The 20507-nt window shown below is 44.6% G+C and carries 19 protein-coding genes and 4 tRNA genes; 9 read left to right on the top strand and 14 right to left on the bottom strand.

The window, feature by feature from the left end:
• Positions 1–85 precede the first annotated feature (85 nt).
• From MD535_RS15615 to lolB, 8 genes are all read right to left on the bottom strand, one after another.
• Positions 86–160, bottom strand: a tRNA-Gln gene (locus tag MD535_RS15615).
• Between the two features lie 62 nt (positions 161–222).
• Positions 223–307: transfer RNA gene (locus MD535_RS15610), tRNA-Leu, on the bottom strand.
• Between the two features lie 32 nt (positions 308–339).
• Positions 340–416, bottom strand: a tRNA-Met gene (locus tag MD535_RS15605).
• Positions 417–712: 296 nt separating this feature from the next.
• The gene (ychF, locus tag MD535_RS15600; protein WP_265675946.1) at positions 713–1804 is read right to left on the bottom strand and encodes a redox-regulated ATPase YchF; all 1092 of its coding nucleotides are present in this window, start codon (positions 1802–1804) and stop codon (positions 713–715) included.
• 10 nt (positions 1805–1814) lie between these two features.
• Entirely contained in the window at positions 1815–2405 is a 591-nt protein-coding gene (pth, locus tag MD535_RS15595; RefSeq protein ID WP_102470827.1) for an aminoacyl-tRNA hydrolase, read from the bottom strand.
• Positions 2406–2525: 120 nt separating this feature from the next.
• A complete protein-coding gene (locus MD535_RS15590; RefSeq protein ID WP_102470828.1) occupies positions 2526–3476 on the bottom strand; it encodes a ribose-phosphate pyrophosphokinase in 951 nt (316 codons plus the stop codon).
• A gap of 27 nt (positions 3477–3503) precedes the next feature.
• A complete protein-coding gene (gene ispE, locus MD535_RS15585; RefSeq protein WP_265675951.1) occupies positions 3504–4388 on the bottom strand; it encodes a 4-(cytidine 5'-diphospho)-2-C-methyl-D-erythritol kinase in 885 nt (294 codons plus the stop codon).
• Between the two features lie 2 nt (positions 4389–4390).
• Positions 4391–5011, bottom strand: a complete 621-nt coding sequence (lolB, locus tag MD535_RS15580; protein WP_265675945.1) for a lipoprotein insertase outer membrane protein LolB — start codon at positions 5009–5011, stop codon at positions 4391–4393.
• A 173-nt stretch (positions 5012–5184) separates the two neighbouring features.
• Between lolB and hemA the strand changes: the two genes are divergently transcribed.
• From hemA to kdsA, 6 genes are all read left to right on the top strand, one after another.
• Positions 5185–6444, top strand: coding sequence for a glutamyl-tRNA reductase (hemA, locus tag MD535_RS15575; protein ID WP_265675944.1), 1260 nt, complete (start codon positions 5185–5187; stop codon positions 6442–6444).
• 27 nt (positions 6445–6471) lie between these two features.
• The gene (gene prfA, locus MD535_RS15570) at positions 6472–7560 is read left to right on the top strand and encodes a peptide chain release factor 1 (RefSeq protein WP_265675943.1); all 1089 of its coding nucleotides are present in this window, start codon (positions 6472–6474) and stop codon (positions 7558–7560) included.
• Between the two features lie 9 nt (positions 7561–7569).
• Complete coding sequence (gene prmC, locus MD535_RS15565; RefSeq protein WP_265675950.1) at positions 7570–8415, top strand: peptide chain release factor N(5)-glutamine methyltransferase; 846 nt, start codon at positions 7570–7572, stop codon at positions 8413–8415.
• 84 nt (positions 8416–8499) lie between these two features.
• Positions 8500–8883: a SirB2 family protein gene (locus tag MD535_RS15560; protein ID WP_265675942.1), complete on the top strand. Its 384-nt coding sequence runs from the start codon at positions 8500–8502 to the stop codon at positions 8881–8883.
• Between the two features lie 3 nt (positions 8884–8886).
• The gene (locus tag MD535_RS15555; protein WP_265675941.1) at positions 8887–9696 is read left to right on the top strand and encodes a SirB1 family protein; all 810 of its coding nucleotides are present in this window, start codon (positions 8887–8889) and stop codon (positions 9694–9696) included.
• A gap of 16 nt (positions 9697–9712) precedes the next feature.
• Complete coding sequence (gene kdsA, locus MD535_RS15550) at positions 9713–10564, top strand: 3-deoxy-8-phosphooctulonate synthase (RefSeq protein WP_265675939.1); 852 nt, start codon at positions 9713–9715, stop codon at positions 10562–10564.
• A 104-nt stretch (positions 10565–10668) separates the two neighbouring features.
• On the opposite strand, the gene MD535_RS15545 is transcribed toward kdsA, so the two are convergent.
• The gene (locus MD535_RS15545) at positions 10669–11811 is read right to left on the bottom strand and encodes a GGDEF domain-containing protein (RefSeq protein ID WP_265675938.1); all 1143 of its coding nucleotides are present in this window, start codon (positions 11809–11811) and stop codon (positions 10669–10671) included.
• A 490-nt stretch (positions 11812–12301) separates the two neighbouring features.
• Between MD535_RS15545 and ushA the strand changes: the two genes are divergently transcribed.
• Positions 12302–13969, top strand: a complete 1668-nt coding sequence (gene ushA, locus MD535_RS15540) for a bifunctional UDP-sugar hydrolase/5'-nucleotidase UshA (protein ID WP_265675937.1) — start codon at positions 12302–12304, stop codon at positions 13967–13969.
• An 84-nt stretch (positions 13970–14053) separates the two neighbouring features.
• Positions 14054–14530: a Cys-tRNA(Pro) deacylase gene (gene ybaK, locus MD535_RS15535; RefSeq protein WP_265675936.1), complete on the top strand. Its 477-nt coding sequence runs from the start codon at positions 14054–14056 to the stop codon at positions 14528–14530.
• 81 nt (positions 14531–14611) lie between these two features.
• Here the strand turns inward: ybaK and rluF are convergent, their stop codons facing one another.
• The 3 genes from rluF to MD535_RS15520 form a co-directional block, all read right to left on the bottom strand.
• A complete protein-coding gene (gene rluF, locus MD535_RS15530) occupies positions 14612–15691 on the bottom strand; it encodes a 23S rRNA pseudouridine(2604) synthase RluF (protein ID WP_265675935.1) in 1080 nt (359 codons plus the stop codon).
• 74 nt (positions 15692–15765) lie between these two features.
• On the bottom strand, positions 15766–16350 hold the full coding sequence (gene smrA, locus MD535_RS15525; RefSeq protein ID WP_265675934.1) for a DNA endonuclease SmrA: 585 nt from the start codon (positions 16348–16350) through the stop codon (positions 15766–15768).
• A 199-nt stretch (positions 16351–16549) separates the two neighbouring features.
• Positions 16550–16690, bottom strand: coding sequence for a DUF3149 domain-containing protein (locus tag MD535_RS15520; RefSeq protein WP_265675933.1), 141 nt, complete (start codon positions 16688–16690; stop codon positions 16550–16552).
• A 254-nt stretch (positions 16691–16944) separates the two neighbouring features.
• On the opposite strand from MD535_RS15520, the gene MD535_RS15515 reads away from it, so the two are divergent.
• Positions 16945–17021, top strand: a tRNA-Pro gene (locus MD535_RS15515).
• 210 nt (positions 17022–17231) lie between these two features.
• Here MD535_RS15515 and MD535_RS15510 read toward each other — a convergent pair.
• Positions 17232–19541, bottom strand: coding sequence for an immune inhibitor A domain-containing protein (locus MD535_RS15510; RefSeq protein ID WP_265675932.1), 2310 nt, complete (start codon positions 19539–19541; stop codon positions 17232–17234).
• A 167-nt stretch (positions 19542–19708) separates the two neighbouring features.
• A complete protein-coding gene (locus MD535_RS15505; RefSeq protein WP_265675931.1) occupies positions 19709–20113 on the bottom strand; it encodes a hypothetical protein in 405 nt (134 codons plus the stop codon).
• Positions 20114–20507: the final 394 nt, after the last annotated feature.

The following is a 20507-nucleotide window of genomic DNA, read 5'->3' as shown; positions in this document are numbered from 1 at the left end:
TGTTTTGCGAGCGAGACAATATAATACAAACTTATCTCTAGTTCTACTGAATTTGACAAAAATGTCTTCCAATAAAACGAAATGTTGGCTGGGCTACCTGGATTCGAACCAGGGAATGCTGGCATCAAAAGCCAGTGCCTTACCGCTTGGCGATAGCCCAACAGGATGTTTAGAGTACTTAAAACTCAAAGTCATCATACTTGATTCTTTATTTCTAAAGAATGGTGCGGTCGGAGAGACTTGAACTCTCACACCTCTCGGCGCCAGAACCTAAATCTGGTGCGTCTACCAATTCCGCCACGACCGCATCTTGTGCTTATTTAAAAGCGAATTTAGAAATGGTGGCTACTGCGGGATTTGAACCTGCGACCCCATCATTATGAGTGATGTGCTCTAACCAACTGAGCTAAGTAGCCATTTTTTTCTAAATTGCCGCTCTCTCCGGTAAGTTGCCTTATCGCTGAGAACGGGGCGCATTATGCGTAGTTGAGACAAATGCGTCAACTTTTTTTTTGAAGAAATTAGCCAAAAAGTGCCGTTCGGGTTTTTTTTAAACAAATAGCGCTGTTTGTGATCAAAAACTGATAATAAAATACCAGCTATTCGATGCTAGCATTAGCCTTTCGCTCTAATAAACAATGTGTCTTTGTGTGAGTAAAAACAAAAAAAGCCAGCGAGTGCTGGCTTTTTATACAAAACAAAGCTTGCTTTGTTAGACGTTGAATCTAAAGTGAATCACATCACCATCTTTTACGATGTAATCTTTACCTTCTAGACGCCATTTACCGGCGTCTTTAGCACCAGATTCACCGCTAAACTCGATAAAATCATTGTAACCAACCACTTCAGCTCGAATGAAGCCTTTCTCGAAGTCGGTGTGGATTTTACCCGCAGACTGTGGAGCCGTCGCGCCAATTGGAATCGTCCATGCTCGTACTTCTTTAACACCAGCGGTGAAGTAAGTTTGTAGAGCAAGTAGATCATAACCAGAACGAATAACGCGGTTTAGGCCCGGCTCTTCGATTCCCATGTCCGCTAGGAACTCTTCACGATCTTCGTCATCAAGTTCAGATAGTTCCGATTCAATCGCGGCACAAACAGCAACAACAACGTTATTTTCATTGGCTGCGAATTCACGAACCGCATCAAGATACGGATTATCTTCAAAACCATCTTCGTTAACGTTGGCGATGTACATCGTTGGTTTAAGCGTAAGGAAGTTCAAGTAGCCAATCGCGGCGAGTTCTTCTTTTGCTAATTCAACCGTACGAGCCATGCCACCTTCAGTTAAAGTAGGTAGCAGTTTTTCTAATACTGTGATTTCAAATTTAGCGTCTTTATCGCCGCCTTTTGCTTTTTTAGCATTGCGTTGTATTGCACGCTCACAACTGTCTAAATCGGCAAGAGCCAATTCTAAGTTGATCACCTCAATATCTTCAATTGGCGATACTTTGCCAGCAACGTGCACAATGTTGTCGTTTTCAAAACAACGAACAACGTGACCAATCGCGTCAGTTTCGCGGATGTTAGCTAGGAATTTGTTACCTAGGCCTTCACCTTTAGAAGCACCAGCTACAAGCCCAGCGATGTCAACGAATTCCATTGTTGTCGGCAAGATCTTTTGCGGATTAACAATTTTAGCCAGTGCGTCTAGACGCAAATCTGGAACAGGAACGATGCCAGTATTTGGTTCGATAGTACAGAACGGGAAGTTTGCTGCTTCAATTCCTGCTTTTGTTAGTGCGTTGAACAGAGTTGATTTGCCAACGTTTGGCAATCCAACGATGCCACATTTAAAACCCATGATTGTAACCTTATTCAGCTTTGAACGTGTGTAAGCGATTTTGTGCTTTTGGCAGGCCATCTTTCAGTAAGATATCGAGACTGCGTACGGATTCGTCGACAACCGCATCGAGGCATTCTTGCTCTTTTGCTGGCGCTTTACCGAGTACATAGCCTGCGACTTTGTCTCTGTGTCCTGGATGGCCAATACCAATCCTAAGACGATAGAAATCTTTATTGTTGCTCAATTTACTAATGGTGTCTTTCAGGCCGTTATGACCGCCATGACCACCACCCTTTTTGAACTTGGCAACACCTGGAGGTAAGTCTAGCTCATCATGAGCGACCATGATTTCTTCAGGTTGAATTTGGTAGAACTTTGCTAAGGCCGCAATGGCTTTACCTGATAAGTTCATAAATGTTGTCGGAACCAATACCCTAAGATCACTGCCGTTAGCTTGTATTCTGCCAGTTAAGCCAAAGAACTTTGGTTCATTCTTTAATGTGATGTTATGGATACGAGCAAGCTCTTCGACCACCCATGCTCCTGCATTGTGACGCGTTCTCGCGTATTCAGGACCTGGGTTGGCTAGGCCTACAAGTAACTTTATCTGCTGAGTCAACGGACCGATCTCTCTTGAATATCAAAAAGCGCGGTATGATAGCACACTAACGGGGGACACAAAACTTGAATACAAAAAAACCACTTCCTAGGAAGTGGTTTTTTAAAATACGTTACGGTCTTACTTAGAGCTGAACATCGCAGAGATAGACTCTTCGTTGCTAATACGGCGAATTGCTTCAGCTAGCATTGAAGACAATGTCAACTGGTGAACTTTGCCTGTAGCCGCCATTTCTTTAGTCAGTGTAATTGAGTCCGTGACAATCACTTGGTCAAGTACTGAGTTCTTAATGTTTTTCGCTGCGTTGCCAGAGAATACGGCGTGCGTTGCGTAAGCGAATACGCGTTTTGCACCACGTTCTTTCAATGCTTCAGCGGCTTTACATAAAGTACCACCAGTATCGATCATGTCATCAACGATAACACAGTCACGACCTTCAACATCACCGATAAGGTTCATGACTTCCGACACGTTCGCACGTGGACGACGTTTGTCTACGATAGCAATGTCGATGTCACCTAATGCTTTAGCTGTAGCACGAGCGCGTACAACACCGCCAAGATCAGGAGAAACCACCACTGGATCTTCTAGACCACGGTTCGCCATATCTTCAAGCAATACTGGTGTACCAAAGATGTTATCTACAGGTACATCGAAGAAGCCTTGAATTTGCTCTGCGTGTAGGTCGATAGTAAGAACGCGGTCAACGCCGACGTTAGAAAGGAAATCAGCAACAACTTTTGCAGTAATTGGCACACGAGCAGAGCGTACACGACGATCTTGACGAGCGTAACCAAAGTAAGGAATTACAGCAGTAATACGGCCTGCTGAAGCGCGGCGCATTGCATCAATCATTACCACTAACTCCATTAGGTTGTCGTTAGTTGGCGCACAAGTTGATTGAATGATGAATACATCACTACCACGAACGTTTTCATTGATTTGAACAGCGACTTCGCCGTCAGAGAAACGGTCAACAGTAGCATCTCCAAGAGAGATGTATAGACGATCAGCAATACGTTGGGCTAGTTCAGGTGTAGCGTTACCAGCAAATAGCTTCATATCAGGCACGGTGGAAACCTCAGGGTTGCGTCCAGTTTAAACAGATTGTGTTTGGGCTAATTGGTATTTAGCCAAGGTCTCTAATAAAGGGGAGCGGTTGCACCCTTTCGCTACAAAAGCGGAGACATTGTCAGGAAGGTGGTGAAAAACTTTCTCTGCATTCTCTTCGCTGTCAAATTCAGCAAAGAGGCATGATCCGGTTCCCGTCAATCTCGACGGCGCGTATTGTAGCAGCCAAGAAAGTTGCTTATCAACCTCTGGGTACAGCATTCGCACAATTTTTTCGCAATCGTTTTCGTAAACCGAGTCCAAAAGCGTTGATAAGTCTCGTTTTGGCGTGTTTCGAGTTAATTTGGGGTGAGTGAAAATATCGACAGTCGCGATACTCACTTCAGGTTTAACAACTAAATACCACTGCTCTTTTGGGGTAGCAGGCGACAGTTTTTCTCCAACGCCTTCCGCAAACGCGGAAAATCCGCGGACAAAAACGGGGACATCGGCACCTAACGCTAGACCTAATTGTGCTAACTCATCGATGGAGCAGTGCGTTTGCCATAAAAAATTGAGAGCGACGAGTGCTGTTGCGGCATTTGAGGAGCCGCCGCCAATGCCGCCTCCCATAGGTAAAATTTTCTTAATCTTAATATGCGCGCCTAATGGGCTACGAGTGACATCTTGAAGAGATTTCGCGGCTTTCCATATGAGGTTATCTTCCGTTTTCACCCCTTCAATATCGGGGAATAGCGTTATGCGCCCAGAATCGTTAACGGTGATTTCCAGTTCATCACAGAGGTCGATGAACTGGAATAGGGTTTGCAGTTCGTGGTATCCGTTTGCTTGCCTACCCGTGATGTAAAGAAAAAGGTTCAGTTTCGCAGGGCTTGGCCATACGGTGGCGGCATTATTAAGTAGGGCGTTCATGGTCATTGTTTGATGGTCCATTTCGCAACAACAAGTTTGAGTTTGGTATCGCCTTGTTCAAGTTGCATTCGAGTTGGCATAGGAAGCGTTTGTGTCGAGTCCGACAGCGTATAGCTTTGATAGGCTTCATAATCTAAACGCCATTGCTTGTTTTGCAGCTTTTTAGTCAAACTCCCCACGGTGTTGAATGGGTTGAGTTCGTAGCTATCCGCTGTGGAAGGCAGACCAATGAGCCAATCTTGCAGTTGTTCAATGGGGATGTCTAAACCAACAAGTTGATAGATGAGTTGGTTGACGTCCTTACCACTTAGCTTCTGACCATCATACGTTTCAATGAATGCGCCGTTAGGCGTAGTGGTCAAATTTAATACGGTTTGCCCTAAGAATGTCGTGAGCCTAACTTGAGTAAAGTTAGGTGAGTGCGTCCACTGAAAGTTGAGTGTTTGACGTTGCTCAGGAGACACATAGCCGAGTTTACCAATGGCGGTATACTGCGTGAGGTTGGCAAGCTGCGATTGATGCGCTTTCCATTCAACACTTTCGGGTTCTGGCGGCAATGAACTACACCCTATGAGATAAAGGGCAATAAAGGCATAAAAAAACTGACGAGAGAGTTTGAGCATAGGAAACGTCTTAACTTGATGGTTTATTGTGCAAATTCAATACAATATTGAAAGACTATAGCATCAAACCCACAAACTCAGGAAAACAAATTGGCGTTAGCCTTTCATTAACGCTTGCCATCAAGTAAAATTCGCACCTATTTGTCAAATCCGTATCAGAGAATTTGCGTTACATGTCATTGCTTACCATTGGTATCAACCATAATACAGCGTCAGTAGATCTTAGAGAGAAGGTGGCGTTTCCACCTGAAAAACTCGATAGAGCGCTGAAAGAGCTAAAAGAAAATACCAAGGTTAATGGGTCAGTGATTTTATCTACGTGTAATCGTACGGAAATTTACTGCGATACAGGCAGTTTCGGCAAAACGCAACTCATTGATTGGCTGATTAAATTTCATGGTGTGGCGGCGGAAGAATTAAAACCTTCGCTTTATGTTCATGAAGAACAAGCTGCCATTAGACACCTGATGCGTGTTTCGTGTGGGCTAGATTCTTTAGTTTTAGGTGAGCCGCAAATACTTGGCCAAGTGAAGCAAGCGTATGCGGATGCTCGAAAACACAGTGCGGTTGATGGCAATGTTGAGAGACTGTTTCAAAAAGTGTTCTCGGTAGCAAAACGCGTTCGTACTGAAACGGAAATAGGCAGTAGTGCTGTCTCGGTTGCTTACGCTGCTTGTACTTTGGCAAGGCAAATATTTGAAACAATTGCCGACTCCGTGGTGCTGTTAGTCGGCGCGGGTGAAACCATTGAGCTTGTGGCAAAGCATTTACAGGGACACGGGTGCCAGCACATGATTGTGGCAAACCGGACGAAGGAGCGTGCCGAGGTATTGGCTTCTCAGTTTGGTGCTCAAGTCATCGCACTTAATGAGATCCCAGAGGTACTACCAAAAGCGGACATCGTGATTAGCTCGACGGCGAGCCCTCTACCCATTATCGGTAAAGGGATGGTAGAAACCGCCATTAAGCAGCGTCGTTACCAGCCAATGCTATTGATTGATATTGCCGTTCCGCGTGACATAGAGTCGCAAGTGGGTGAGCTTAATGATGCCTACCTTTATACCGTTGATGACTTACAATCCATCGTTGACGGTAATATAGAACAGCGTAAAGTCGAGGCGATTCAAGCAGAAGCCATTGTTAGCGAAGAAAGTGCTTTGTTTATGACTTGGATGCGTTCTTTGCAAGCGGTTGACAGTATTCGAGAGTTTCGCAAGCAAGCGAATGATACTCGCCAAGATCTATTATCAAAAAGTTTACAAGCGCTAGCCACAGGAACCGATCCGGAGAAAGTGTTGCTAGAGCTCAGTAATAAATTAACCAACAAGCTTATTCATGCGCCAACTAAGGCGCTACAAGATGCCGCAGAGCAGGGTGATCCTGCTAAGCTGACGGTTATTAGACAAAGTTTGGGATTAGACCAAACTAAATAAGCCATATTCTGAGATAAGACTGCAATTATGAAAGCCTCCATCCTAATGAAATTGGAAACTCTGGTTGAACGTTACGAAGAAGTTCAACACCTGCTTGGCGACCCTGACGTGATTGGCGATCAGAATAAGTTCCGAGCGTTATCAAAAGAGTATTCTCAGCTAGAAGAAGTGACCCAGTGTTTCCAAGCTTTCCAGCAAGCACAAGACGATCTTGTTGCCGCGGAAGAGATGGCAAAAGAAGACGATGAAGAGATGCGCGAAATGGCGCAAGAAGAAATCTCAGAGTCTAAAGCAACGATTGAACGTTTGACCGAAGAGCTTCAAGTATTGCTTCTTCCTAAAGATCCAAACGATGATCGTAACTGTTTCTTGGAAATTCGTGCCGGTGCCGGTGGTGATGAAGCGGGTATCTTTGCCGGTGACTTATTCCGTATGTATAGCCGTTACGCTGAAAAGAAAGGGTGGCGCATTGAAGTCATGAGCTCAAACATCTCTGAGCAAGGTGGCTTTAAAGAAATGATTGCCAAAGTGACTGGCGACGGTGCTTACGGTGTCCTTAAGTTCGAATCGGGCGGTCACCGTGTTCAACGTGTGCCGGCAACAGAATCACAAGGTCGCGTTCACACTTCTGCGTGTACCGTTGCGGTCATGGCTGAAGTGCCAGAAGCTGAAATCCCTGAGATTAAAGCGGCGGATTTGAAAATTGATACTTTCCGTGCTTCGGGTGCGGGCGGTCAGCACGTCAACACGACCGACTCTGCGATTCGTATTACTCACTTGCCAACGGGTACGGTAGTAGAATGTCAGGACGAGCGTTCGCAACATAAGAACAAAGCCAAAGCGATGGCGGTGTTGGCAGCCCGTATTACGCAAGCTGAAGAAGCAAAGCGTGCTGCCGAAGTGTCGGATACTCGCCGTAACCTATTAGGTTCAGGTGATCGTAGCGACCGTATTCGTACTTACAACTACCCACAAGGCCGAGTGTCGGATCACCGTATTACGCTGACGCTTTATCGCTTGTCTGAAATTATGGAAGGTGACTTGCAGTCTTTGGTTGATCCAGTGCTAACCGAGCACCAGGCAGACCAACTTGCGGCGCTAGCAGAGCATAACTAATTTATGCCTTTGAAATACTCTATCGAAGCGGTGCTCAAACGAGCATCGCTTGTTCTTTCTGAGTCGGGTAGCGAATCCGCTTCTTTAGATGCGGCGGTGTTACTTTGTCACGCGCTGGATAAGCCGAGAAGCTATTTGCTAACGTGGCCGGAAAAACAGCTAACCGACGATGAATCTGCGCAGTTTGAGTCGCTACTTGCACGTCGCATTCAAGGTGAGCCAGTGGCTTATATTCTTGGTGAGCGCGAGTTTTGGTCACTGCCACTGAACGTGGCTTCTAGTACTTTAATTCCACGCCCTGATACCGAGCGCTTAGTTGAGTTGGCTCTAGATAAAGCACAATTGCTAGACGGGGCTGTGCTGGATTTGGGTACCGGTACCGGCGCAATTGCTCTAGCCCTAGCGTCTGAGTTACCGAGCCGCCAATTTGTCGGGGTTGATTATCAGCAAGAGGCGGTTGATTTAGCAGCAGGCAATGCCATGAAACTTAACCTTAGCAATGTGTCATTTTATCAAGGCAGCTGGTTTACCCCTATTGCGACGGATAAGACCTTTGCTATGATCGTTTCAAACCCCCCTTATATCGATAAAAATGATCCTCATCTATCGGAAGGTGACGTGAGGTTTGAACCTGCCACGGCCTTAATCGCCGAGAATAATGGACTCGCGGATATTGAGTACATAACTGAAAATGCGCCTCAATATTTGATGAACAATGGCTGGTTGATGTTTGAACACGGCTTTGAGCAAGGCGATGCGGTTCGCACCATACTGCTACGCAATGGATTTACAAATGTCACGACTGAGCAAGACTATGCGGGTAATGATCGTGTGACGCTCGGTCAGTGGTTGTAAGCGCGAACAGACGAGCAAGCGTTAATAACCAGTAGTTAATAACTAGTAATCAATAAAAACCATAAAACAGAGAGTAAAGTTGCTATGTATGAAGGACTAAAACATTTCCACTTAATGACAATTGCACTGAGTGTGGCGCTACTGTCTGTGCGATTTGGTTTGATCATGATGAACTCATCTAAGGTAAATCATCCATTTCTAAAACGTTTTCCCCATATCAATGACTCATTGCTGTTGTTATCTGGTATCGGCTTAATTATGGTAACTGGCTTTATTCCATTTACCGATGCAGCACCGTGGATGACCGAGAAGGTCACTTGTATCTTGGCATACTTTGCGCTTGCTTTCTTCTCGCTAAAACTTGCAAAGAACAATTTACTAAGAGTTTGTGCCTTTTTTGGTGCGTTAGGTTGGTTGATGATGGCTGCGAAAATCGCCATGCACAAAACGCCATTTTTGATGGGATAAACGATGATCGAACTGTTTGATGAAGATTTTGACGCGATCGCGTTGGTTGAAGGCGCACTCATATTAAATAAAGCCGTTGACCCGGAAACACAGCATCATTGGGCTGAGCTAGAGCTAGCCCGCTTGCTAAAAGAAGCAGAGCAAACCTTAGTTCATGAAACCGATGAAAAGCAGCGCTTTGATGCATTGTTAAGATTGTTCTATCGAGAGTGGAATTTTAGTGGTGACAAAGACGCCTATTTTTCCTCTGAGAATGCTTTTATTGATAAAGTGCTAGAAAGACGAAAAGGTGTACCGGTAAGTTTAGGTGCGATCTTGATCTATCTCGCCAGCAAGCTAGGCTTCCCTGTTGAGGCGGTCACATTTCCGACTCAGTTTTTATTAAAGGTAACATGGCCCAATGAAGCACCTTGCTATATCAACCCATATGATGGTGAGTATGTGGCAAAGTCGACACTACGAGCTTGGTTGATTGGTAACGAAGGGCCATTGGCGAAATTGGAAGCGAAGCATTTAGAGAGCTCTGACAACCCTACGGTGATTGGTCGTTGGTTAGCTTTACTCAAAAGTGCCCTATTACGCGAAGAAAAGTACACGCTAGCGCTACGTTGCACGGATTTGGCGCTTACGTTTGTGCCTGACGACCCTTATGAAATCCGAGATAGAGGGTACATATACCAGCAGTTAGATTGTCATCAAATCGCCGCGAGTGATTTTCAATTTTTTATTGATCAATGCCCTGATGATCCTGCAATTGAATTACTGAAAACACAGGTCTCTGCGATCAGTCGCTCACCTGTAATCCTTCACTAAAATTAGAGATAATCCAATGACAGTTAAAACCGTTCACGTAGGCGATATTCCAGTCGCGAATGACAAGCCATTTACATTGTTTGCAGGCATGAATGTGCTTGAATCTCGTGACATGGCTATGCAGATTTGCGAGCACTATGTAAAAGTCACTGAAAAGTTAGGCATTCCATACGTGTTTAAAGCGTCATTTGATAAAGCAAACCGCAGTTCAGTGCATTCTTATCGCGGCCCTGGTTTGGAAGAAGGATTGAAAATCTTCCAAGAACTGAAAGACACGTTTGGCGTAAAAATCATTACCGATATTCATACTGAAGCGCAAGCGCAGCCCGTTGCGGATGTGGTTGACGTGATTCAGCTTCCTGCTTTTTTAGCTCGTCAAACCGATCTCGTTGAAGCGATGGCGAAAACCGATGCCGTCATTAACGTGAAGAAGCCGCAATTTATGAGCCCTGGTCAAGTGGGTAACATCGTGGATAAATTTGCTGAGTGCGGCAATGAAAAAATCATCTTGTGTGAGCGTGGTGCATGCCATGGTTACGATAATCTTGTGGTTGATATGCTTGGCTTTGGCGTGATGAAAAAAGTCTCCAATGGTAGCCCAATTATTTTTGACGTGACGCATTCTCTACAGATGAGAGACCCTTCTGGTGCTGCCTCTGGTGGTCGTCGTGAGCAAACGGTTGAACTGGCGAAAGCCGGTTTAGCGACAGGAATTGCCGGTCTATTTATTGAAGCGCACCCAAACCCGGATGCAGCAAAGTGTGATGGCCCTTCTGCATTACCACTGGATAAACTAGAACCATTCCTCGCTCAAATGAAAGCGTTAGATGATCTCATTAAAGGCTTTGAACATATTGATATTCGTTAATCTCGTTCAGAGTTAACGAGACAAGGGTAAGTGGCGTCGCGACTTACCCTTTTTTTGTATTTGGTCTTCCGTGTCATGCTGACATTCCTTGTCAATTCTGATGGTCATAAAGGCTTATCTAGTAACTGTGGTATCACAGTTTTGTTTCTTCCAGATTGTTTCGCTTGGTATAGCGCCTTATCGGCGTAGTTGATCGCCGCCAAAATAGTATCGTTTTGACCGTTTGCTAGATAAACGCCTGCCGATACAGTGATATGAACGCTTTCTAGGGTCGTTACCGTTGAACACTTCTTGCGTATTGACTCGACGTCATGTGCCAGTGTGTTGACATCGGTTGCTGGGAAAATGAGCAAAAATTCCTCACCGCCATAACGAATAAATTGGCTCTCTTGCGGTTTATTCGCGAGCAGGACTGATGCCACCTGTTTTATGACTGAATCCCCCACATCATGCCCGTAGCTATCATTAATTTGCTTAAAGCGGTCGATATCTAGCATCACGAACGCAAGATTGAACGGTGACGGTAACTGAGCTTCTTGACTGATCCAAAGGTTTAAATAGTGTCGGTTGTGGACTTGGGTGAGGGCATCTGTTTCGCTAAGATCTTTTAGACGCTTCGAATAAGCTGAAAGACGAATGGACTGACTGCGAATTTGTTGGCTTTCAGTGAAGCGTGTTTTGGTTTCCAGCTCACGACGATAGCTACCCAATACACAAAATATCGCCGTACTGAGGACGATCATATAATGGTTGTACTCTTGTGCTTCACTAAGTAGCGCGAGCGCTGGGTGTAAATACAAAACGTAGGGAAGCAAAATACCAGTGATTGCTATCAGCGAATAGCCAAAAGAGAGGCGAGAAAACGTGCCGATATAGAGCATTAAAAGAATGCCGCCACTTTGGTAGTTAGTGTTACCGATACTTAACGCAATGATTCCTGAGTGATGGACAATGAATCCGGCGCAGATGAATAAACTGACCTCCAGTTGCGGCAAGCCTCGCCATCTATGTAAGGATGCGAAATATAAGGAAAGGGTAGCAATGATCGCCAGTGTGAAACGAGCGGCGACAATAATATGGCTATGTTGTTGTAATACCAGAAAGTCAGAAATTGAAAAAAGTAAAAAAGTCGCAATGGCCCCATACATAAATCGAGCGTAGGGCTGGTAGATTTGCGTATCTAAAAAAACGCGATAACGTAACACCTGAAACGGAAGTGTTTTAGTTAAGTGCAAAAAAGAAAACAAAAAATATCCTCAGGGTGGCGCTTATTATAATGAGTATAGCCAGTAGGCTATAGACCGTTTGGTAAAACTACAATGGTCACCTTGTAATAAATGTTCACGTTTTGTGTTGTAAAAGCGGTTTCCTGCTAGTTCTCTTTAACTTTGCTGGGAATGGTTAACACTCTTGGGGTGAGTTGGTTTATCTTTTAATCAATCAACGTTAGTTATTAACCAAGTTATAAGCGATGTTGATTGTGATGATGCGAGCCACTTCTAGAGTTGCCCAGCAACTTGTGACCTATGCATCATAAAAATGAAATCAACATGTTATGTTTAATAGGTTAATTTAAACTAACGCAAGTTTTGCTGATGTTTCAAGGTCGGTCTATTCATTCGTTCTCAGCATAAACTGACTGTTCAGCATAGATAGTGAGTCTCTCTCAAATAATGATAGTGACTCACTCAAAAATAATTAAAGCAGTGGAATTCTCCAAAGTTCAAAGGTATGACAATGAAAAAGAGCCTTATGTTTAAGTCCGTACTTAGTGCGGCAATCATCGCGTCACTTGCAGGATGCGCAACTCAACCAGAGCACGAATGGAATGCAGATGAAACGTATAAGCTAACTGTACTTCATACCAATGACCATCACGGTCGTTTCTGGCAAAACAAATATGGCGAATATGGCATGGCGGCGCGTAAAACGTTGATCGATGATATTCGTTCACAGGTAGAAGCAGAAGGGGGAAGCTTATTGCTACTCTCTGGCGGCGACATTAATACCGGCGTACCAGAGTCCGATTTGCAGGATGCTGAGCCTGACTTTAAAGGCATGAGCAAAATTGGTTACGATGCGATGGCACTCGGTAACCATGAATTTGACAATCCACTTGAAGTGCTTTTTAAGCAGAAAGAGTGGGCAAACTTCCCAATGCTATCTGCCAATATTTATGACAAAAAAACCGGTGAGCGTATGTTCGACGCTTACCACATGTTTGATAAGCAGGGTATAAAAATCGCGGTTATTGGTTTAACAACAGAAGATACCGCGAAAATTGGTAACCCTGAATATATCGGTGGCATTGAGTTCCGTGACCCTAAAGTGGAAGCGAAAAAGCTCATTGCTGAGCTAAAAGAAACAGAAAAACCTGATCTTATCTTTGCTGTGACGCACATGGGTCACTATGAAAATGGTCAGCGCGGTGTGAATGCACCGGGTGATGTGGCACTGGCGCGTTACCTTGAGCCAGGTGATTTGGATATGATTGTCGGTGGTCACTCACAAGAGCCTGTTTGTATGGAAGGCCCAAATGTGGTGAAGAAAAACTTTAAGCCTGCCGACGAGTGTAAACCCGATACACAAAATGGCACGTGGATTGTTCAAGCACACGAGTGGGGCAAGTACGTGGGTCGTGCAGACTATGAATTCAAGAATGGTGAACTAGAGATGGTGAGCTATGATTTAATTCCTGTGAACTTGAAGAAAAAAATTAAAGTTGACGGTAAGAAGCAGCGTGTATTGATCGAAGAAGAGATTCAGCCTGATGCAGAACTACTGGCATTTTTGACGCCTTACCAAGAAAAAGGTCAAGGCCAACTGAGCGCAGAAATCGCTGAGACTAACGGCAAGTTAGAGGGTGACCGTAACGTTGTGCGTTTCAGTCAAACAAACCTTGGTCGCTTAATCGGTACCGCTCATAAAGAACGTGCGAAAGCAGATTTTGCGGTTATGAACTCTGGCGGCGTTCGTGATTCTATTGCTGAAGGTGCTGTCACTTATAAAGATGTATTGACGGTTCAGCCATTTGGTAACATCGTGACTTACACCGATATGTCAGGTGCAGAAGTGTTAGATTACTTAAATGTAGTCGCATTGAAACCGGTTGATTCTGGTGCGTATGCGCAGTTTGCTGGTATTTCAATGACGGTGGGCAAAGAGTCGGTATCGGACGTGGTGATTAACGGTAAAGCGTTAGACCCAAAAGCGACGTATCGGTTTACCGTACCTAGCTTCAATGCGGCTGGTGGTGACGGTTATCCAAAACTCAACAACCACCCTGGTTATGTTGACACCGGTTTTGTTGATGCAGAAGTGCTAAAAGACTACTTAGAGGCGAACAGTCCAATTGACGTCAATAAGTATCAGCCAAATGGCGAGATTGTTTACAAAATTAAATAATCACGCATTGACTCTTTTTGAATGAGTCAGTTATAAATAAGCGGTACTGTCGGTACCGCTTTTTTAATGTCTGGGAATACTGTTATGACACCTGCTATTAACCTTGCCAAAAAGAAAAAAATCACCCATGTCGTGCACCAATATCATCATGATCCAAGGCATGAAAGCTATGGATTAGAAGCGGTTGAAGCGCTTGGGCAAGATCCTGAGTCGGTATTTAAAACCCTGCTTTTTTCATTAAATGGTGAACCGAAAAACCTTGCCGTTGCAATTATTCCTGTTGAAGAAAAATTGAATTTGAAGTTAGCAGCTAAAGCGGCGGGCGGTAAAAAAGCAGAAATGGCGGACAAGGAGATCGCTCAGAAAACGACAGGGTATGTGTTAGGTGGAATTAGCCCACTTGGTCAAAAGAAAGCGTTGCCGACGTTTATTCATGTGAGTGCCGAAGCAAGAGAAACCATGTGCGTGAGTGCGGGGAAAAGAGGGCTAGAAATTGAGTTAGCGCCGCATGATTTGGCCGCACTAACTCGTGGTCAATTTGCTAATTTGTGTGAAGCCTAGTCATTAAAGCCGCCAGTGGCTATTTCTGCCAGTGGCCTATTTCTCAAGTAGTGGCTGTTAAATTGGCTACTTCTTAAGTGACTACTTCTTAAGGGATAGCGTACCGCTGACTCGCGCTCTAGGCTTACTAGAGGTATCGTTTGAGCGTGGCTTGCTGTCAGTATGTGTACGAGTGACATTCGAGTTATTGCGGTGGTTCGATTTGTTACGATCACCTTGTTTATTATGTTCGCCTTGCTTACCGCGACCACTTTGGTGACCACGAGCATCTTGGTTATTTCGGTCACTATGCTTCGGTCCACGTCTGAATTCATCAGCACCATGACCTGAAAAGGTTTTCATCTTCTCGCGTTTTGCTTCGAGACGAGCATCGTGAAGCTTAGCATCGGTCGCTTTATTGATGCGGCGGCCTGAACCATCTTTTCTAGAGGCTTCTTCTGTGCTTGAAGAGTCTTCACACAAAGCATGAATTTCCTGAACTTCGGCTTCACTTAGGTAGCGCCATTTGCCATTAGGGATACCATCGATGCTAATGTTCATGATACGTACACGACGTAGTTTTAGAACTTCATAGCCTAATGCTTCACACATTCTACGAATCTGGCGATTGAGACCTTGAGTTAGAGTAATACGAAATGAGAATTTCGTTTCTTGCTCAACCTTACAAGGTAGGGTAACGGTATCTAGAATGGCGACACCAGAGCTCATGTTTTTGAGAAACTCTTTAGAAATGGGTTTGTCGACACGTACCACGTACTCTTTTTCGTGGTTATTTCCAGCCCGCAAAATCTTGTTGACGATGTCGCCATCGTTCGTCAAGAAAATCAGCCCATCCGATGGTTTGTCTAATCGACCTATTGGGAAAATGCGTTTGCTGTGTCCGATGAAATCAACAATGTTTCCCGGCACATCACGTTCGGTCGTACAAGTGATACCCGTTGGTTTATTAAGGGCAATATAAACAGGCTTTTCTTTGCTTTTAACTGGCTTACCATCGATTTCGACATTGTCACCAGCAAGTACTTTCGTTCCCATTTCAGGAATGATGCCATTGATGGTAACGCGTTTTTGTTCAATCAGGCGGTCGGCTTCACGACGAGAACAAAAACCAGTTTCACTGATGTATTTATTAAGACGTTTACCGTCAGCAGAGTTAGGCATGAGTTTATATTACTCTTGGTTGGTCAGACACAAATAAGGTCGCGTATTTTATACTCAAGTGAGTGACAAGTCACTTAACTCGTCCGTTTTTGATGACGTTCTCGGTTATCTAGCTTCTTTTCTTGGCTTTTTCGCAATAAAACGTACACCGCACCACTGCCACCATGAAATTGTTGAGCACTATGCACACACTGAACATCTCTAATTTGAGTAAGCCAATGGGCTAGGTAGCTCTTTATCAACGCTGGCGGATTAGAGCGCTCTCCCTTGCCATGTACGATAAGAAGGGTACGAATATCTAAACGCATACATTGTTGTAAAAACCCAATGACTTCATCTCTGGCTTGGCTCAGAGTTCGTCTATGTAAATCGAGTTTAGCTTGTAATGGATACTTGCCTAGACGAAGTTTACGGTAAACACCTTCTTGTACGCCATTGCGTTTGAATTCGATAATATCTTCTGGCTTGAGTGGCGGGGCAAAATCAAGGGACAAGTAATCTGGACATTGCTCTGATAGCCAAAGTGCAGCTTCTCGTTTCGCTAACTGTGCTTCGGAGGCTTGCAGCGGAGGCTTCTTGAATTCGATAGTATCGTTTGGCAATGGCTTAACATCACCCATCATTTGTTGGAATAGATCTAGGTCATTATCTTGAGACATAGCAGTATCTCGGATAGGTCACGACGCGTGAGGAAAAAGGATAAAGAGAGTATATACCAAGCGAGAGGTGGGGAAAAAGTACTTCGTGATGGAATAACGTGCAGTGAATAAAAGTCCGGAGTGAACAAGCGATTCACTCCGGTGCATAGCGGTTTCTATTCTTAGATGTTTCTGTTCTTAGAGTAGGAGCTAAGCGATTCTAGTGAGGAGATTCGTCATGCATTACTTTATAGATGAAGAAACCACCGTAAAACAACATAAGCCCTAAAGCACCAAAGATAACAATCATTGATGATAGACCTACAGCATTACCAAATAGGAGTTCAAGCCAAAATTCCATGTTTCCTCCAAAGTTGCGTGACAAATTTGATGCTACTGGTTGGCTAAAATAACGACACTGATCTGGATCAAATGGGAATAACTCGTTAAATATTTGTAGCCAACTGTGTGTGCTTAGTCACAGTTTTACGATTTTTGGTTGTTAGTTAAGCAAACAAACGCTTGGCACAAAAAAGATGTGCTAAATGACTTGCGTCAAAAAAAATAATCAGTAATATACCCATCCGTTGCTTAGGAAGACTTAACGCAACATCTCGGTGAATAGCGCAGCTTGGTAGCGCATCTGGTTTGGGACCAGAGGGTCGGGGGTTCGAATCCCTCTTCACCGACCATATTTAAAAAAACCTCGCTTTTTAGCGAGGTTTTTTGCTTTCTGACATATCAAAAACTTTGAGTCAAAGAAGTGCACATGTGATCTGGTGGTCAGAGCCCAGTCGAATGGAAGCCCAGTCGTGAGGAAGCTTTCTTTATTGACCTCATTCTAAAGCCTCGTCATTTATGACGAGGCTTTTTTACGTCTGAAGTTTGTGATTAGTTTTGTATTACCAAACTTTAGATAGTTCCAGTGTGGCGTCACGACCGTTGGAGTGCTGGGCAACAACATTAAAAATTAAGCCGTATTGCGGCAATTGTTTCCCTGTGGCTGGTCGAATTGGGTTGGAATAATCCTCCCAATCAATAAACATCGGGTTTGCTACGATGTACGGGTCATGGAGTTGATTGCCGATGCGATCGAGTAAATTCATAATGGAACCCGCTTGGATGTTAAAGGCGGCATCTCGAACTTGATATCGCGTTGTTGCAGGAGTGCCATTACTCCAAATTTGCGGATTTCGGTCTGCGTCTACCACACCAAGCCACCCTTCTCCTGGGTGTTTCGTGACACCATTGTCGGTAAAGGAAGTATCGACATACCAAACGACCATGCCGGGATCAAAGCTCATTAAACTACCACTACGGTTGATATGCGCTAGGCCTTTATCCACACCTTGGTGTTGACGCCATTCCACTAAATAATAATGCTCATACTCAAATGAACCAGAGTTTCGTGTCATACCTAGCAAGGTGAGGCCAGGTTCTTCATTTTCTGCTGAAAACTGTTTAATGATGCCATTTTCACTAGTGACGCTGACATCATCAAACCAGAATCCATCATCGATATACCCCAGATCGGTAAAGTAGTTAAAGCTAATGGTAACGGATTGGCCTGCGTACGCAGACAAGTCGAACGTTGCTGGTTGCCAGCCATCAGATTGCCCGGTAAACCCAATGCCATGCCCGGTTTGAAATGGATCACTATCGGTGGTGATACTTCCAGCAATCGGTGCGCCATTGACGAGAACTCGTCCAAAATCGTAATCTTGTTCGATGCTGTAATGCACCATGAAAGAGAGCGTCGCCGTGCTGGCTTGAGTTAAATCAACCTCAAAGGATGCTAGCGTATTAAGGTTATTTCCTCGTCCTGAGAAATAAGCATGAGAACCAATAGGATCAATTTCTTTTACTGATTTATTAGGGAGCTCGACTTTAATTGCATCGAGCTTTTCATTTCGGTTTGCTGCGTGAGTAAGCTCAAAGCGTTGAGGTTGTGTGGTAAGCGCCTCAGAGGACACCGTTTTGACGTTGAACCAATTTCCGCCTAGAGAACGCTGAAGAAACTCCCGAGCCCATGGACTAAACGCCGTCGGTTCACTACCTGGAATGAGACCCGCCCATGAACCCGATGACATGATAGACCAGTAAGAAACGGGCTCTCCCGGGGTTGTGCCATATTCGTCTTGCCCATACACAGTGTCATATTCGTCAGGCAAGCCGAGATCATGGCCATATTCATGTGCAGCCACGCCGGCAGCAGCGTCAATCGGTTGAATGGTATAGTCGTACGCCGCCATTAGCCCGTTCCAGTTTGGTACGGTCGCGGGAGAGTTCGGAAGAAGTTGTAAGCTTCCAAGGTTCCATCTATGGGACCAGATGGCATCTGAACCGAGGGCGCCGCCTCCTGCCTCTTGTCCAACTGCAGAGTGAAAAATCATCACATGGTCAACGAGACCGTCTGGTTCTCGTAAGTTTCCATCGCCATCGATGTCGTATCGATCTTCGAGATCAAAATCACTTAAATTGATATTGGGGTCTTTGTCGGCAGCGAGCAATGCCTCTCTAACGAGTGCTCGTGCATTAATATCATTAATTGAGCCGTTTTGCGCCCCGTAATAGGCGGCGGGGAATTGTGCAGTATACCAACCAGACACTTCGCCATATTGGCTATATGAGCCGCCACTTTGAGCTTCATAAAATTGCACCATTGATAGGAGTGTTTCTCCGTTACTGCCTACGTACCCCTGCCGCCCAAATAACATGTCAGCGTAGTGCGTCGCGGGGTAATCATCGTAGTAGTTGGATGTTTCATCGGCGGTGACGGTATTGACGGGGTAATCGGGGAACTCTATCAGTAGAGCGAGAACTTTGTCTTTTGTTATGGGCCCGTTCCATGCGCCTGCTTTGAGAACGGTGTGTACGCCGGTTTCATTATTTGTCGCTGTACTTTCAGTCACTGTGAGTGGTGAGCGAGTCATCATTTGGCGTAAACGCTGATTTCTTCTCTGTTCATAGTCATCGAGAGCACCGGTATCATTAAGGTGTTGGTGATGGTTCAAATGGTGATGCAGTGCTTGCTCTGCGTCTGCTTCTTCACTTGCGGCAAGTATTGTCGTGCCATTGAGTGCGTTTAATATATGCTCATGATTAATGGTATTGAGATCTATAGATCGTGTTGGTGCCACTGGGGCGGCAACGAGTAACGCTGGGGAAATGACTCCAGCGATACAAGTTGCGAGTAGCGTGATGCGGTTCATAACTGTTCCTTCGTTATAATAGTCGCAGCAATGCTAATGTAAGTGGTTAAGGAAAGGTTGCGTAAGTGCGTGTGTTTCGAGTTGCGATGTACAGATATGTAATTGATAGAAATCACTTACATTTTGATTGTGTGCAAACCGTTATTATTTGCAGGGGGACATCCCCCTTACGTGCTTGCTTGTGAATGAAAGCGGGCAAGTAATGACTCGATACCAAGCACGGCAAAAATAATAGCAAAGAAAGCGACAACGCCACCAAATGCGCCGGTAAAGGCGACGTGCTGGCCGAAAACGCTAGCAATGATACCCATAGCGACAAACTTAGAGCCGACAAGGATTACGTAAGAAGAAATGCCGCGTTTTAGTTTAGGGAGCGTTTTATGGGTTAAGAAGTAAGACGCCATCACTTTTTCAAATGATATCGCGCCTTTTAGCATGCTAGCTAAAATGATAGATGCGAGTACAGCAACCTCTAAACTTGCAATGAAAACCCAATCCCAAGAAGCGTTTAGACTCAGCATAACGATGGTCGTGATAACGGTGCTTAATGCGATTTCTTTGAACATTTTCATTTTATTCCTCGTGATGTTTTTAGTTGTTTTGTTGACGAGGAGGAGAATAGCAATGATAAAGAGTGGGTATTTACCATTATGCGCCACGTAAGATCTCGTTTTTAGGGTCGTATCATTTATCCTTTTTAAATGTAGGGTTATACTTTAGTGAGTATGCTCCTATTTATAAATCTCTCTCAATGAGAGACCCCCAGAGAGCGCCAAGAATTCTTTTTTAAACTAGTTCGACCACTGTGCAACAAGCTTATTAATCAGAGCCTTACTGATGGTTCGTCATGCGTTTAATTCTTAAGTCCTTACCCATAGTGTGGACTTGTATGCACTGGTATGATTAATTGTCTCGCGATTATCAATCCAGTGTGGTTACTGAATAGCCTGGCAAAGTCACCGTTTT

It is taken from the genome of Vibrio qingdaonensis (assembly GCF_026191675.1).
Taxonomy (GTDB): domain Bacteria; phylum Pseudomonadota; class Gammaproteobacteria; order Enterobacterales; family Vibrionaceae; genus Vibrio; species Vibrio qingdaonensis.
Note: the sequence above shows the minus strand (reverse complement) of the source record. Positions and strands in the feature narration are given on the sequence as shown.